The organism is Solwaraspora sp. WMMD937 (assembly GCF_029581175.1).
Taxonomy (GTDB): domain Bacteria; phylum Actinomycetota; class Actinomycetes; order Mycobacteriales; family Micromonosporaceae; genus Micromonospora_E.
Window position 1 is genome coordinate 2,617,344 of the sequence record NZ_CP120738.1, and the last position, 16,645, is coordinate 2,633,988.

A 16,645-nucleotide genomic window follows, 5' to 3' on the forward strand; every position below is an offset into this window, starting at 1 on the left:
GGCATCGTCCTCCGTAGATGATTCCTGACGGTCGACCGCTGTGCGACCGAATGTTTCGAGGTGGGAAGAGGTAGCCGCTGATGTCTGCGAGTCGTGCTGTTCACCGTCGGCGTCGCTTGAGGACAGCGGGGACGTTCGTCCGGCGGCGGCGGTGGGCCGGTGGGGTCGCTGTGGTGGTCGCGGCGCTGGTGGGGTTGTCGTCGTCGGTGCCGCCGGGTGCGGTGCCGACGGACGGTGAGTTCCCGGTGGGGTGGTTGTCGTCGTGGTTCACCGGTCGGTCGGGGTGGTTGCCGTGGGGCGGGCCGGCGGTGGAGTTGCCGGCGGCGCGGGTCGGTGACGGTGCCGGTTCGGGTGGGTACGTGGGGTCGGCGGCGACGCGGGCGTCGGGTGGGGCGGGTTCGGCGCAGCGGTTGGTGAACGGTCTGTCGGGGTACGCCGGGGAGCCGGTGGTGGGCGAGTCGGTGACGCCGGTGACGGTGGGCCGGTTCGATCCGCAGACGAGTGTGCGGGACGCGGTGGCGTCGGGGCCGAATGCCGATGTGTACGCCAACACGGATGGTTCGACGACGGCGGAGTTGAGTACGGGGCAGGTCAACTACGAGGCAGCGGATGGTTCGTGGCGGCCGGTGGACTCGACGTTGGTGCGTCGGGGTGACCGGTGGGTGGTGACGGAGAACTCGCTGGGTCTGTCGCTGGCGGGCGCTGCCGCCGGTGAGTCGTTGGTGGAGTTGTCGCTGCCCGGTGATGGGTCGGTGGGCTGGGGTCTGGCTGGTGCGGCGGCGGTGGCTCCGGCGGTCGACGGCAAGACGGCCACGTACCCGGAGGTGTTCGCGGACACCGATCTGGAGGTGGTGGCGCGGGCGGACGGGGTGCAGCAAGGGCTGGTGCTGGCGTCGCCGCAGGCCGGGTCGGAGTGGGTGTTCCCGCTGATGCTGGACGAGGTGTCGGTCCGGGCCGGTGACGGTGGGTCGGTCGAAGTGCTCGACGGCGCCGGTTCGGTGGTGGGGTCGATCCCCCCGGCGGTCATGCAGGATTCGTCGGTCGATCCGGAAACGGGGCTGCCGGCGCGGCCGGCGGCGGTCGCGATGGAGCTGATCGAGGTCGACGGTGCCCCGGCGCTGAAGCTGGTCGCCGACCGGGAGTGGTTGACGGATCCGGCGCGGGTGTTCCCGGCACGGGCGGACGTGGGCGCGCTGATCTCGACGAGTGGGGACGTGTTCGTCGACACCGATCCGGACACCGGCCCCGCCGTGCAGAACGGCGACCGTCTCGCGATCGGCAACCGGGACGGCGTCCTGTCCCGGACGTTTCTCAAGTTCACCATCCCGTCGGAGCTTGCGAAGTCGGGCTGGTTCATCTCCTCGGCGAACCTGAGGCTCTACCTGAACTACCGGGCGAGGTGTGACGTCCAACGGATCAAGGTCGGGCTGGTCGAGGAGGAGTGGACGGTCGGTGATCTGCGGACCGCCGCCCATCCAGGCCCGAAGATCGATCTGGGACCGAACCACTACAGGTACTACACCGACAACGGGCGGGCGTGTGAGAATCCGAACGCGAATCCGTCCGTCGGCCAGTGGGTCGAGGTCGATGTCCGGGACCTGATCTCGGGCTGGGCGCTCGGTCAGCCGAATCTTGGTCTGGCGCTGTTGGACGAGGAGGACTTGTCTGAGGCGGCGGCGGCCTTGTTCGCCTCGGCGAACTATGCCGGCGGTGACTACGCGCCGCGGTTGCAGCTGACCTTGTCGAACAACCTGCCGCCGCAGGTGGACCAGCGGGCACCGGCCCACGGTGCGGTGGTGTCGACGTTGACGCCCCGGTTGTACGTGCGGGGTCGCGATTTCGACGAGTCCGGCACCGTGCGCTACAAGGTCTGGATCTACGACAACGCCGGGACCCTCATCCACGTCAACGAGGGCACCAAGTCGTACTACGACGTCCCGGTCGGGTTGTTGGAGACGAACAAGCAGTACTCGTGGGCGGTGCAGCCGTTCGACGGGGCTGTCTACGGCGCCCGGTATCCGAAGTACGTGTTCTACACGCGGATGCCGCAGCCGGCGTTGGGATCCCGGCTGGTGCAGAACCCGGGGGTGGGTTACCACCCGGAGATCGGCAACTACACGTCGGCGGTGACGGACGCGCAGGTGGCGGGGGTGGGGCCGGCGTTGGAGATCACCCGGTCGTACAACACGTTGGACACCCGTCGGTCGGGGGCGTTCGGGCAGGGCTGGTCGAGTCTGCTGGACGCGCGGGTGACCGAGCGGACCAACTCGGCGGGTGCGGTGCTGGGTGTGGTGGTGCGGTATCCGGACGGGTCGGAGGCGGTGTTCGGGCCGAGGAGGGACGGGTCGTTCGTGGCGCCGCCGGGGCGGTACGAGGTGTTGACCGCGGTGGAGTCCGGTTCGTCGGTGACCGGGTACCGGTTGACCGTCAAGCACGGGACGACGTACGTGTTCTCCCGCGCGGCCGGGGATGGCGCGTTCAAGGTCACGTCGGTGGCGGACGCCAACGACCAGACCTTGACGTTGACGTACAACGGCAGTGGGCTGGTGTCGAAGTTGACCAGCGCGTCGGGGCGGTCGTTGACGTTGACCTGGGCGGGGACGGCGAGTCCGTCGGTCGGGTCGCATGTGACGAAGGTGACGACGGACGCGCCGACCACCGGTGGCAGTGGGTACGTGTGGCAGTACACGTACGGCAGCCATGACCGCCTGACGAAGGTGTGTCCGCCGACGGCGTCGTGTACCACGTACACCTGGGGTAACAGCGCCAACCAGGGGGCGAACGCGGTGCGCAACCACGCGCCGTCGTCGTTCTGGCGATTGAACGAACCTTCCGGATCGACCCTGGCGGCCAGCAGCGTGCTGGACAACGGCGGCACCGACGTGGCGTTCTACGAGGGTACGACGCCGGGCCCGACACCGGGGGTGTGGCCGGGATCGACGTCGACGTCGACCGCCTTCAACGGCACGTCGTCGCGGGTGCGGCTGCCCAGCGGGCTGGTCAACGACAGCGCATACCAGTCGGTCAGTCTGTGGTTCCGGACGGGGACGGCGTCCCGGGCGGGGGTGTTGTTCTCGTACCAGCATGATCCGATCTCGGACGGGACGACGTCGAGGAACTACACGCCGTCGATCTACGTCGGGTCGAGTGGGAAGTTGCACGCGAAGTTCTACGACGGCAACTCGACGACGATGCAGTCGCCCGGCCGGGTGGACGACGGGCAGTGGCATCACGTGGTGCTGGCCGGGGCCGGCTCGAGTCAGGCGCTGTATGTGGACGGGCTGCGGCACGCGACCCGTACCGGCCTGATCGAGATGTTCGACGTGGGCGGGTCGGCGCATGAGTACGTCGGTGCGGGGTTCGTCGGGGGGAACTGGCCGGACCAGCCGCATCATGGTTCGCCGAACTACCACGGGCAGGCGAACTTCTTCGACGGGCAGATCGCCGATGTGGCGTTCTTCGACCGGACGTTGACCTCGACCGAGGTCACTGAGATCAACGCGACGGCGCGGGGTCAGAGCCGGCAGTTGTCGAAGGTGATTAGCCAGGAAGGCAGGACGCTGGCGTCGTTGTCGATGGATTCGGTGACCGGGAAGCTGGCGTCGGTGACCGACAGCAACGGTGGGACCTGGGCGTTGGGGACGCCGCGGGTGGCGGGGACGAGCGGGGTGTACGCGGCGGCGGTGCTGGGGTCGGCGCCGACGGACTACTGGCGGTTGCGGGACGCGGCCGGTGTTCAAGCGGTCAACGAGACCTGGCAGACCACCGCGACGTTCAATTCGGTGACGTTGGGAGCGGCGGGTCCGTTCGCGGACGGCACGTCGGTGTCGTTCGACGGGTCATCGTCGCTGGTGTCGGTGCCGGGGGAGCGGTTGGCGCCGGCCGGGACGCGGTCCCAGGAGCTCTGGTTCAGGACCACGGGGACCGGCGATGTGCTGGCGGGGGCGCAGGACGCGGCGGTGGACGGGACGCCGTCGGTGGGATCGCCGGTGTTGTGGATCGACTCCGACGGCCGGTTGCGGGGGCTGTCCGCGTCGGTGGACCCGACCGCGCCGTTGACGTCGGGGCTCGCCGGTAAGTGCGCCGAGTTGGCGGCCAACGGCACGAAGGTGCAACTGAGCACCTGCGACGGTGCGACGGCGCAGAGCTGGCGCTACGTCGGCAGCAGCCGGCAGCTGCGTCGCGGTGACAAGTGTCTGGGCCTGGCAGGTCAGGCGACCAGCAACGGCACCCCGGTCCAGGCGCAGACCTGTTCGAGCAGCGCGAACCAGAAGTGGGAAACGTCCGGGAACGGTTGGCGCAACTCGGGGGCGGGCCGGTGCCTGGAGGTGCCCGGCTCGTCGGCCACGGACGGTACCCAGTTGGCGATCCGCAACTGCAACGACCAGACGAACCAGCAGTGGGCGTTGGCGTTGGTGTCGGCGGCGCCGGTCAACGACGGCAAGTGGCACCACGCGGTGCTGACCAAGACCGCCGCCGGCGACGACACCGTCCAGGCGTTGTACCTGGACGGGGTGCGGGTGCAGTCCAGCACCGGCGCCCTGGCCGGCGGGGTCGAAAGGCTCAGTCACGGGTATCTGGGCGCGGGGTACACGGGCAACGGTTGGCCGGGGCTGCCCGCGGAATCGACGGCGTACTACGCGGGTTCGTTGGCGGAGGTCGCGCTCTACGACCGGACGTTGAGCGCGGACGAGGTGGCGTTGCACTACCAGTCGGTGGGTCGGACCGTGCCGTTGGTGGTGACCGCGGCGGGTGACGGGGCTGCCGAAGCCCGGTTGTCGGAGACGGCGGCGGGTGGGTTGCCGGTTGAGGCGTTGCCGCCGGGTGCGGTGCAGGTCGACGAGGCGGCGGAGCACGTGCAGACGACGACGGTGTCGAACCCGGTGAAGATCGTGTCGGTGACCGACCCGGGCGGCAACGAGGTGTCGTACTCGTACGACCTGGTGTCCGGGCGGAAGGTGTCGCAGATCGACGCGTTGGGCCAGACGACGTTGTACGGCTATGACACGGGCGGGTTCACGAGTCTGGTGTACGACCCGAACGGGATCGTGACCCGGTCGGTGCAGGACGAGCGGGGCAACACCCTCCAGGAGGTGACCTGCCAGGACCAGGCCGCCGACAAGTGTTCCAGCAGCTACCACACCTACACCTTGTACAGCAGCGACCCGACGCACCCGCAGAGCGACCGGCTGACCCACGTGCGGGGGCCGGGCTCGCAGAGCGCCCAGGACAACACCTACCTTACGACGTACATATATGACAACTCCGGCAACCTGCGCAGAGTGACGGACCCGCTCGGCCGGGAGACGGAGATCGAATACACCGACGGTACGAATGTGCCTGCGGTCGACGGCGGGCGCGCCCCGGCCGGCCTGCCGTGGAATGTGTTGGATCCGTCGAAGGGGTGGATGGCAATCACGTACACCTCGGCGGGTGACGTGGCGAAGGTGTCGGACGCGGCGGGGGCGGAGACGACGTTCACGTACGACCGGTTGGGCCGGACGTTGACGGAGACGGTGGTGACGTCGTCGTTTCCGCAGGGGCGGACGACGTCGTTCACGTACGACTCGGTGGGTCGGGTGGTGACGCGGACGGGTCCGGCGGTGACGGACCGGGTGTCGGGTGCGGAGCACCGGGCGGTGACCCGTTTCTCGTACAGCGTGGACGGGTTCCTGGTGGAGGAGCGGGTCAGTGACGCGTCCGGCGGGGATGTGGCCCGGGTCAGCACCTGGTCGTACGACGGGGGTGGTCGTCGGTCGGGGTCGGTGGACGCCGAGGGGGCGGTGACCGGTTACGGCTATGACGTGTACGGGCACCTGGTGGAGCAGACCGATCCGGACGGGGTGGTGAACGCCTACGAGGTGGATGTCAACGGGAATGTGTTGTCGCGGACGGTGAAGGGGTTCACCGGGGATCCGAATGATCCGGCGGATCCGGTGGATCTGGTGGTGGAATCGAACGTGTACGACCCGGCGGGTCGGTTGGCGTCGAGCACCGACGCGATGGGCCACGTCACGAGTTACACGTACACCGACGACGGGCGGACGGCGTCGGTGACCCGCTCGGACGGGGACAGCTCGTTCCTGCTGGAGAGCAACGGCTACGACGAGGCGGGGAACCTGGTCGAGCAGGTCACCGACAACGGTGCGACGGTGACGGCGTTCGAGTACGACGCTGCGGGTCGGCAGGTGCGGAGTGTGCTGGATCCGGGCGGCCTGGCGCGGGTGACCGAGGTGGCGTTGTCGCCGGCCGACCGGGTGTTGTCGCGGGTGGCTCGGGACGCTGCGGGGGAGGCGTTGTCGGTCGTCGACTACGCGTATGACGTGTTGGGTCGTCCGGTGTCGCAGACGGGTTACCTGTCGGCGGACCGGTCGGTGACGCCGGTGGCGCGGTGGCGGTTGGACGAGACGGGTGGGACGACGGCCGCTGACTCGGCGGGTAACAGTCCGGGTAGGGCCACGGACGTGGCCTGGGCGTCGGATCCCGAGCGGGGTCGGGTCGCGTCGTTCGATGGTTCGTCGTCGTTGATCACGACCGATGCGCCGGTGGTGGACACCACCCGGCCGTACACGGTCGCCGTCTGGGTGCGATTGGACGATCTGCGGGCGCCCGTCTCGGTGCTGGCGATGCCCGGCCGCGCCCGGACGAGCGTGTCCGGGTGGGGCGCACCGGCGTTCGTGCTCAACTACGACCACACCGACGGCGCATGGCGGGCGCTGACGAACGAGCAACTCGTGTTCAAAGGCGGCGGTGTACTACAACGCCGCCGCACCTTCGGGCAGGGCTCGACACAGGCGGGCGAGTGGCAGCACCTGGCGGTGGGCGTGGACCCGCAGGCCGGCCGGTGGATCGTGTTCCTCGACGGCGAGAAAGTCGACGACTTCACCGGCAGCAGCTTCCACAGCGTGGCGGCTGGCGGGGTGCGGATCGGCTCGGGCCTCAAGGGGGCGATCTCTGATCTGCAGGTGTATCAGGGGGTGCCGGGCGACGACGGCTGGGCCGCCGGGGTGATGGCGGGCACGGTGCCGGCGGCGGACGCGGGGGTGTCGCGGACCAGTTACGTGGTCGACAACGCTGGTCTGGCGACGTCGGTGCTGGATCCGTTGGGTCACGCCACGTTCGTGGAGTATGACGAGGCGGATCGTCCGGTGGTGACAACGGGTCCGGCGGTGCAGTCGGAGTCGGGTGAGTTGGATGGTCCGGTGGTGACGGCCCGGCCGGTGGAGCGGGTTGGCTACAACACGTTCGGTGAGGTGGTCTCGGAGTCGGATGCGAACGGGGCGGTGACGACGTTCGGGGTGGACCGGGTGGGTCGGCCGGTGGAGGTCCGGTTGCCGGCGTACACGCCGCCGGGCGGGTCGACGCCGGTGACCCCGGTCGCGTCGGCGGTGTACGACAGCCTCGGTCAGGTGGTGTCGCAGACGGATCCGCTGGGTCGGGTCACGGAGTTCGACTATGACCAGTTGGGTCGGGTGGTGACCCAGGTGGCGCCGGACGACGGCACGACGACGGCGCGCTACGACCTGATGGGCAATCTGCTGGCGACGACGGATCCGACAGGTGCGGTGGCCGGTAGTGGTTACGACTTCCTGGGCCGGGTCACGAGTGTGAGTGAGGCGGTGCGGCAGACCGGTCAGGTGCACACCACGACGGTGGGCTACGACGCGGCGGGTCGGTTGTCGTCGCTGCGGTCGCCGGCGGGGGTGACGGTCGGGTACGGGTACAACGCGGCCGGTGAGGTGACGGGTGTGGTCGACGGCGCGGGGCAGACCCGCGGTGTCGTCTACGACGGGCTGGGCCGGCCGGTGAAGGAAATCAATCCCGACGGTACGTACACGACGACGGGTTACGACATGTTGTCGCGGCCGGTGTCTGCGGCGGCGTACGCGGCCGGTGGTGGGGCGGCGTTGGCGACGGCTGCCTCGACCTATGACGCGGCGGGCAACGTGGTGTCGGTGACGGACGCGCGGGGCACGACGACCCGGTTCGGTTATGACGCGACGGGGTTGTTGCGGACGCAGTCCGAGCCGGTGGACGCTGCGACGACGATCGAGTCGTCGTTCGGGTATGACCTGGCGGGGAATCCGACGCGGTTCACCGACGGGGAGGGGCGGGCGTTCCGGACCACGTACACGGTGTGGGGGTTGCCGCAGTCGCGGATCGAGCCGGCGACGGCGGCGTACCCGGACGCGGCGGACCGGACGTTCACCACGGTGTACGACGCGGCCGGTCAGCCGGTGTCGCAGCGGGCGCCGGGCGGGGTGGCGCGCACCCTGTTCTACGACGACGCCGGCCGGCTGGTCCGCCAGTCCGGCTCCGGTGCGGAGGCGGCCACCACGGATCGGACGTACGGCTACGACGCCGCGGGTCGGCTGGTGGAGTTCTCCGCGCCGGGTCGCAGCAATCAGGTCGGGTACGACGACCGGGGGTTGCCGTTGTCGGTGACCGGCCCGTCGGGGGACGCGGCGTTCACCTACACGGCGGACGGGTTGTTGGAGTCGCGCGACGACGCGGCCGGGTTGACGCAGTACGGCTATGACGGTGCGGGCCGGCTTGCGTCGGTGAACAACACGGACATGGGCACCGCGATCGGCTACACGTACGACCAGATGTCGGCGGTGTCGTCGATGACGTTCGGGACGTCGGGGAACCGGCGGGTGTTCGGTTATGACGATCTGCACCGGTTGACCAGTGACCGGTTGGTGTCGTCGGGTGGGTCGACGATCGCGTCGATCACCTACGGCTGGGACGCCAACGGCAACGAGACCAGTAGGACCGTCACCCGTGGCTCGTCGACGGTCCGCAACACGTACAGCTACGATCTGGCGGATCGGCTCACCTCGTGGGACGACGGGAACACGACGGTCGGTTACCGCTACGACAGGGCGGGCAACCGGACCGGGGTCGGCGACGTCGACTACGCCTACGACGCCCGTAACCGGCTGATCTCGGACAGCACCGGTGTCGGCTACCAGTACACGGCGCGGGGCACCCGCAGCGCGGCCGGTGGGGCGACGACGGTGTCGGACGCGTTCGACCAGGTGGTGGAGCACACCCCGGCCGGCGGTAACGCCCGGGTGTTCGACTACGACGCGTTGGGTCGGGCGTTCCGGGACGGCTGGGAGTACACCGGTCTCGGTAACCACCTCGCCCGGGACAGTTCCAACGCGTTCTTCACCCGTGATCCGGGTGGTGGTGTGGTCGGGGCGCGGCACAACAACACGCGCCGGTTGGTGTGGACGGATCTGCACGGTGACGTGGTCGCCCAGTTGAACCCGGCCGGGGCGTCGGTGACCGGCAGCCGTACGTACTCACCGTTGGGTGAGGTGACCGCGGACAGCGGCATGCTCGGTGACCTCGGCTACCAGTCGGAGTGGACCGACGTGCGTAGCGGGCAGGTCAACATGCATGCCCGCTGGTACGACCCGGTGACGGCACAGTTCGGTGCCCGGGACAGCCTGACCGTCGGGCCGGTGCCGGACTCGATCCGCGCCAACCGGTACCAGTACGGCGACGGGAACCCGTTGACCGTGGTCGACCCCACCGGCCACGTCGGAGAACCGTACGCGAGGTCGTGGGACGACTTCACCGACTGGGTCGGCGACCGGTACGAAGACATCGAGGACGCCTACCACGGCGCCGTCGACTGGTTCGGCGACCGGTTCGAAGACTTCACCGACTGGGTCGGCGACGGCCTGGGGGCGGCCAACAGGTGGACGCAGGAGCAGCTCGTCGAGGCGGGCAACGTCATCAGGCAGACGGTGGAGCAGAACTATCAGGATCTGATCAAGGCCGGTGAGGCGCTGATAGCCGCCGCCGAACAGGTGGGCCAGTGGGCCCGTACGGCCCGGGACTGGATCGTCGAACACAAGGCCGAGATCGTCGGCGCGATCGTCGGCATGGTCGTCGAGGCCGGCTGCCTGGTCGCGATCGGCTGGACCGGTGTCGGCGTGGTCGCCTGCGGCATGGTCGGCGGTATCACCGGTGCTCTGGTCACCGGCGGCATGCAGGGCAGAACCGGCATGGATCTGCTTCAGGACGCGGTGATCGGCGGTCTTGCCGGTGGTCTCGGTGCTGCCCTGCCGATGATGGGCCCGGTCGCCGGCAAGGCGTTGAGCAAGGCCGCGTCCAGCGGCATCAAGAAGGTCGCCGGCACAGGTCTCGGCAAGGCCGGCGCACGGGTCGGCGCGAAGGCCGCCGCCGGGGCCCGGTCGTTCAGTCGGGCGGTCAGCCGCAGGGCCGACGACGCGTCCCGGGCGGTGTCGCGCGGCTCCAGCCGGTCCACCCGGGAAGCCGCCGAACACACCGATGACGCCGCCCGCGCCGGCGGGAGCCGGGTCGACGATGCCGGCCGGACTGGTGGCAGCCGGGTCGACGACGCCGACGAAGTGGCGGACGGGGCCGGCAGTTGCATGCTGCACAGCTTCGCCCCGGACACCCGGGTGCGGATGGCCGACGGCACCAGCAAGCCGATCGCCGAGGTGGAGCTCGGCGACGAGGTGCTGGCGACCGACCCGCAGACGGGGCGGAGCTCCGCCCGGCCGGTGCGGCTGCTGCACCGCCACGCCGACCGTGAGCTGACCGACGTCACGGTCACCAACACGGACACCGGTGAGAACACGGTCGTCGAGACGACCGCGCACCACCCGTTCTGGAACGCCACCACCGGGCGGTGGACCGATGCCGCCGACCTGCGGCCCGGTGACCGGTTGCGCAGCCCGGACGGCGAAACCAGCCAACAGGTCGCGGCGGTACGGGTGTGGACCGGCCTGAAGTGGATGAACGACCTCACCGTCGGCGGCGTACACACCTACTATGTCGTGGCGGCCGACCGGCCGGTGCTGGTGCACAACTGCAGTCGGAAGACCACGTTGCTCGGCCGGTTCGCGGACATCAAGCGGTACATGCTCGATCGGCCCAGCGGGGCATTTGACGCGGACTTCCTGAACATCAGGGGGACGTTGAACAACGGCAAGGGCGGCGTGGGTGGCTGGAACTGGACGCGGAACAAGCGGTTCATCAACGACGCTTTCGCCAACGGCAACGAGGTGCGGATCGTGACCAACCCTGCTGTTCCCAACTATGCGGGTGGAAACGTGTTCCAGCGGGAGTTGAAGTACCTTCGGGACAAGGGCTACGGGTGGGCGCCCGTGGGTGACCACTGGCTGGTCACCAAGGTTCGACCGTAGGAGACGGTCCAACCGTGGGAGACAGTCCCGGTCGGGGTGACCGGGGTGGAAGGTGGACGTGCGGTGGCTGGTAAGGGGTTCGTCACCGTCCATGAGTCGTTCGCCGAGGAAGCGGGAACCGCGTTCAGCTTCCTCGGCGACGAGTTCGGGCTGGTCGGACCGGTGTACGACGATGTCGTCCTGCAGACCGTCACGTTCACCTCGCCGGTGGCCCGGTACGCCGTCATGCTCGACCCGGCCGACAAGCTCGTGCTGACCCAGGTCGCGATGGACGTCGGCGCCAAGACTCTGGTCGCCGACCTGCCGGATCTCGTCGCGGCCGCGGAACTCGGCCCACGTAACCAGGTCCCGCAGTCCGCGCATACGCTGACCAGCGTCCGGAAGGCCCTGACCGGGCAGGCCGAGTACCTCAGGGCGATCCACCTGCGGATCGGAGCCGACTCGGCACCGACCCTGCTACGTGCGGCGAACGGCCGCGAGTGGAGACGCAGGCAGCGCTGATGAGTGGATGCGCCTTGGGCGCGTCGATTGGTTGCTCCAGCTTCATCGCCGCCGGCACCACGCACTCTGTCCATCATGCCTGGCCGGCTGCTGACGCGCGCTCAGTGCTCCCCTGACATTCCCCAACGTCTTCCTCAGATTCTCCTCAGTACTCGGCGGCCCCGAGCCGGCAAGATTTGTCCCCGGTCCTAGCTGGGCGAACGGCGTACCGCAGTGAGAAAGGCCGCGACCGATGGGAACGAGCCAGGAGCCACACCGCCGTCGTCGAACAGGGACCACCCGGACGTTCGCCCGGTGGCGGCGGTGCGCCGGTGGGGTCGCGGTGGTGGCCGCCGCGCTGGTGGGGTTGTCATCGTCGGTGACGCCGGTGACGGCGGCCCGCCACGACCCGGCGACGAGTCGCCGGAACGCCCGGTCGTCACGGTCGACCATGACGGTGTACGACAACGCCGACGGTTCGACGACGGCGCAGCTGAGCACCGGTCAGGTCAACTACCGGGCGGCGGACGGTTCGTGGCGGCCGATCGATCCGACCCTGGTGCGTCGGGGCGACCGGTGGGGGGGTCACCGACAACCCGATGGGGGTGTCGCTGGGGTCGACATCCGGTACGGCTGCTGCGGCGTCCGGGGCGGGGGCAGCGGCATCCGGTACGGCGGCGGGGGAGCCGCTGGTCGAGTTGCCGCTGCCCGGCGGGGGCGTACTCGGGTGGAGCCTGGCCGGTGCGGCGGCGGTGACCCCGGTGGTCGACGGCGCGACGGCGACGTACCGGCAGGTGTTGCCGGGCACGGACCTGGAGCTGGTGGCCCGTCCGGACGGGGTGAAGGAGACGCTGATCCTGGCGTCGCCGCAGGCCGGGTCGGCGTGGGTGTTCCCGCTGGCTATGCAGGGGTGACGGCCCGCAGCGGGCCGGTGGGGTCGGTCGAGCTGGTCGATGACGCCGGCGCGGTGGTGGCGTCGATCCCGCCGGCGTACCTGCAGGACTCGTCGGTGGACGCGAAGACCGGACTGCCGGCGCGGTCGGCGGCCGTCACGATGGAGCTGGCCGAGGTCGACGTCCGGGACCTGATCTCGGGGTGGGCGCTCGGTCAGCCGAATCTCGGTCTGGCGCTGATCGACGACGAGCAGTTCCCGGCAGCCGGGGCGAGGTTCACCTCGGCGAACTACGGCAACGGGCGTACGCGCCCCGGCTGGAACTGACCATGACGGCCAGCCTGCCGCCGCAGGTGAGCAAGCGGTCCCCGGTGCACGGCGCGGTCGTGTCGACGCTGACCTGCTCGGGCGGCTGACAGGCGATCATATCGTGCAGAGCCGGAGGTCGGAAGGTCAGGCCGGTGAGTGAGGTCAGCTGATCAGGCAGATCGTCGCGCCGGCTCCGACGACCGCGCCGACCTCGGCGGCCAGACCGCTGACCGTACCGGCCCTGTGCGCGTTGAGCGGCTGCTCCATCTTCATCGCCTCCAGCACCACGACCGGGTCGCCCTCGGCAACCTGGTCACCGTCGGCGACCGCGATCTTGATGATGGTGCCCTGCATCGGCGAGACCAGGGCGTTGCCGCTGGCGGCGGCCGTCGCGCTGGCACCGCCCCGGCGGCGGGCCGGCCGGCGGGCGACGGTCGGCCCGGTCGGCGTACCGCCGCCGAAGCCGGCGGGGAGGCTGACCTCGAGCCGCTTGCCGCCGACCTCGACCACAACGGTCTCGCGGGGTTCGGGGGCGTCGGGGGCCGCCGCCGGCGCGGTGAACGCCGGCACGGTGTTGTCGAACTCAGTCTCGATCCACCTGGTGTGCACGGTGAACGGTTCGCTGGTGAACGCCGGGTCGCGGACCACCAGGCGGTGGAACGGCAGGGCGGTGGCCATCCCGTCGACGACCATCTCGTCCAGTGCCCGCCGGGCGCGTTCCAGCGCCTCGGCGCGGGTCTCGCCGGTGACGATCAGCTTGGCCAGCAGCGAGTCGAAGTTGCCGCTGACGACGTCGCCGGCGGTGACGCCGGTGTCCACCCGGACGCCGGGGCCGGTGGGCAGGCGCAGCGCGGTGATGGCACCGGGCGCGGGCAGGAAGTTGCGGCCCGGGTCCTCGCCGTTGATCCGGAACTCGATGGAGTGCCCGCGCGGGGTCGGGTCGTCGGTGAACCGCAGCGGCTCGCCAACGGCGATCCGGAACTGCTCGCGGACCAGGTCGATGCCGGCGGTCTCCTCGGTGACCGGGTGCTCGACCTGCAGTCGGGTGTTGACCTCCAGGAAGGAGATGGTGCCGTCGACGCCGACCAGGTACTCGACGGTACCGGCACCGTGGTAGCCGGCCTCGCGGCAGATCGCCTTGGCGCTGGTGTGGATCTCGGCGCGCTGGGCGTCGGTGAGAAACGGCGCCGGTGCCTCCTCGACGAGCTTCTGGTGGCGGCGTTGCAGCGAACAGTCCCGGGTGCCGACCACGATCACGTTGCCGTGCTGGTCGGCGAGCACCTGCGCCTCGACGTGCCGGGGCCGGTCCAGGTAGCGCTCGACGAAGCATTCGCCGCGACCGAACGCGGCGACCGCCTCGCGGGTGGCCGACTCGAACAGGTCGGCGATCTCGGCCATCTCGCGGGCGACCTTCAGCCCGCGCCCACCGCCGCCGAACGCGGCCTTGATCGCGACCGGCAGACCGTACTGCTCGGCGAAGGCGGTCACCTCGTCCGGGCCGGCGACCGGGTCGGCGGTGCCGGGCACCAGCGGCGCGCCGGCCCGCTGGGCGATGTGCCGGGCGGTGACCTTGTCGCCGAGGTCGCGGATCGCTTGCGGGCTCGGCCCGATCCAGGTCAGGCCGGCGTCGATGACCGCGGCGGCGAAGTCGGCGTTCTCGGAGAGGAACCCGTAGCCGGGGTGGACGGCGTCGGCGCCGGACCGGTCGGCGGCGTCGAGCAGTTTGTCGATCCGCAGGTACGTGTCGGCGGCGGTCTCCCCGCCGAGGGCGTACGCCTCGTCGGCCAGCCCGGCGTGCACCGCCGAGCGGTCCGGGTCGGCGTACACGGCGACGCTGGCCAGCCCGGCGTCCCGGCACGCACGGATCACCCGGACCGCGATTTCGCCCCGGTTTGCGACGAGAACTTTGCGCACGCCCTGTTCTCCTTTGCTCACGGACCAAGCCGGAAGTCTAACGGCCTGCTTGATCAACTAAACCGGCGCTCAGTGTGGGATGGCACACTGGCGATTAGGCTCCGGATGTGTCTGCCACCCGGATGATGATTCTCGGTCTGGTCAAATGGATGCAACCGGTGCACGGCTACGACGTGCGTCGTGAGCTGCTCAGTTGGCGGGCGGACAGCTGGGCCAACATCGCACCGGGGTCGATATACCACGCGTTGCGCAAGCTCGCCGAGGAAGGGCTGCTCCGCCAGGTCGGCACCGCCCAGGTGGGTGCCCGACCGGCCCGGACCAGCTACGAGATCACCCCCACCGGGGTCGACGAGTTCGACTCGTTGCTGCGGCAGCACTGGCGCGACTGTCGGCCGTCGGCCGATCCGTTTCTCAGCGCCTTCGCCTTTCTGCCGGCGCTGTCCCGTGCGGAAGCGGTCGCGGCGTTGCGGGGTCGGGCCGCGATGCTGCGGGCCGGCAACGCGGTGGCCCGTCACGACCTGGCCGCAGGATGGTTGCGGCAGAAACCGTCGTATGTCGGCTGGATGCTGGAGCTGACCATCGCCCGGGTCGACGGGGAGATCGCCTGGTGTGACCGGATCGCCGGGCTGATCGAGTCGGGCGCGGCGTATCACCCGGCGGAGCAGCCGGCTGACGGCACCTGGGCCGGGTGGCAGGCTGACCTGGACGCCGCCGACCGGGAGTCGGCTGGATCACCGGGCAATAATCAACGTTGACTAGCCCGATCGCCGGGGTCTAGCGTGCCAGACGCAGCGTGGGGAGCTGGGCGGCCCGGCATGCCCACGGGGGAGAGCGGCCGGTGACCGGCCGGCCCGGCAAGCCGAGCAGGAGAAAACTTCATGATCGAGACCAAGGGGCTGCGGAAGTCGTTTCGCTCCCGACAGGGGCGCGGCACCAAGACCGTGGACGCGGTCCGTGGCGTCGACATGCTGGTCGAGCAGGGGGAGATCTTCGGCTTCCTCGGGCCCAACGGCGCCGGTAAGACCACCACGCTGCGGATGCTCGCCACGCTGATCGAGCCGGATGGCGGGGAGGCCGTCATCGCTGGGGCCGACCTGCTGCGCAACCCCGGCGAGGTCCGTCGGCGGATCGGCTACGTGGCCCAGGGCGGCAGTACCTGGGACGAGGTCACCGGTCGCGAGGAACTGGTGATGCACGCCCGGATGTACGGCATCGGCAAGGCCGAGGCGCAACGACGGGCCACCCGGGCGCTCGCCGCCTTCCAGCTGACCGAGTACGCCGACCGCAAGTGCAAGACCTACTCTGGTGGCCAGCGCCGCCGGGTCGAGATCGCGCTGGGCATCATCCATGAGCCGAAGGTGGTCTTCCTCGACGAGCCGACCACCGGGCTGGACCCGCAGAGCCGGGCACACATGTGGGACGAGATTCGCCGCTTGCGTGCCGAAGGCATGACCGTCTTCATCACCACCCACTACCTCGACGAGGCGGACGCGCTCTGCGACCGGATCGCGATCATGGACCACGGCGAGATCGTCACCGAGGGCACCCCGGCCGCGCTCAAACGCGAGGTCGCCGGCGAGGTTGTCACCGTCGGGCTGCGCCCGGACGAGTCGGCCGCCGCCGCGCAACTGCTCGACAGCCAGCCGTACGTCAGCAAGCTGGAGACCCCCGACGACGGCGGCGTACGGCTCTTCGTCGACGACGGAGCCACCGCCATCCCGCAGATCCTGCGCACTTTGGACGGCGCCGGCTTGGAGCTGGGCTCGATCGAGCTGCACCGCCCCAGCCTGGACGACGTGTTCCTCACCAAGACCGGCCGCTCGCTGCGCGAGTCCTGAGCCGGCCGCCTCGATGACGGAGA

The 16,645-nt window shown here is 70.0% G+C and carries 7 protein-coding genes; 6 read left to right on the top strand and 1 reads right to left on the bottom strand.

Going from position 1 to position 16,645, the window contains the following annotated elements; all coding sequences use genetic code 11:
- The first annotated feature begins 116 nt into the window (after positions 1-116).
- The 4 genes from O7621_RS11410 (at position 117) to O7621_RS11425 (ending at position 12,888) form a co-directional block, all read left to right on the top strand.
- Positions 117-11,189, top strand: coding sequence for a LamG-like jellyroll fold domain-containing protein (locus tag O7621_RS11410; RefSeq protein ID WP_282233938.1), 11,073 nt, complete (start codon positions 117-119; stop codon positions 11,187-11,189).
- 63 nt (positions 11,190-11,252) lie between these two features.
- A complete protein-coding gene (locus O7621_RS11415; protein ID WP_282233939.1) occupies positions 11,253-11,690 on the top strand; it encodes a hypothetical protein in 438 nt (145 codons plus the stop codon).
- Positions 11,691-12,268: 578 nt separating this feature from the next.
- Positions 12,269-12,583, top strand: a complete 315-nt coding sequence (locus O7621_RS11420) for a hypothetical protein (RefSeq protein WP_282233940.1) — start codon at positions 12,269-12,271, stop codon at positions 12,581-12,583.
- Positions 12,580-12,888 carry a hypothetical protein gene (locus O7621_RS11425; RefSeq protein WP_282233941.1) on the top strand — a complete coding sequence of 103 codons (309 nt, stop codon included), beginning with the start codon at positions 12,580-12,582 and terminating at the stop codon, positions 12,886-12,888. Before O7621_RS11420 ends, O7621_RS11425 begins: the two co-directional genes overlap by 4 nt.
- A 144-nt stretch (positions 12,889-13,032) precedes the next feature.
- Here the strand turns inward: O7621_RS11425 and O7621_RS11430 are convergent, their stop codons facing one another.
- Complete coding sequence (locus O7621_RS11430; protein ID WP_282233942.1) at positions 13,033-14,784, bottom strand: biotin carboxylase N-terminal domain-containing protein; 1,752 nt, start codon at positions 14,782-14,784, stop codon at positions 13,033-13,035.
- A 107-nt stretch (positions 14,785-14,891) separates the two neighbouring features.
- On the opposite strand from O7621_RS11430, the gene O7621_RS11435 reads away from it, so the two are divergent.
- Complete coding sequence (locus O7621_RS11435; protein ID WP_282233943.1) at positions 14,892-15,539, top strand: PadR family transcriptional regulator; 648 nt, start codon at positions 14,892-14,894, stop codon at positions 15,537-15,539.
- Positions 15,540-15,662: 123 nt separating this feature from the next.
- On the top strand, positions 15,663-16,622 hold the full coding sequence (locus tag O7621_RS11440) for an ATP-binding cassette domain-containing protein (protein WP_282233944.1): 960 nt from the start codon (positions 15,663-15,665) through the stop codon (positions 16,620-16,622).
- Positions 16,623-16,645 lie beyond the last annotated feature (23 nt).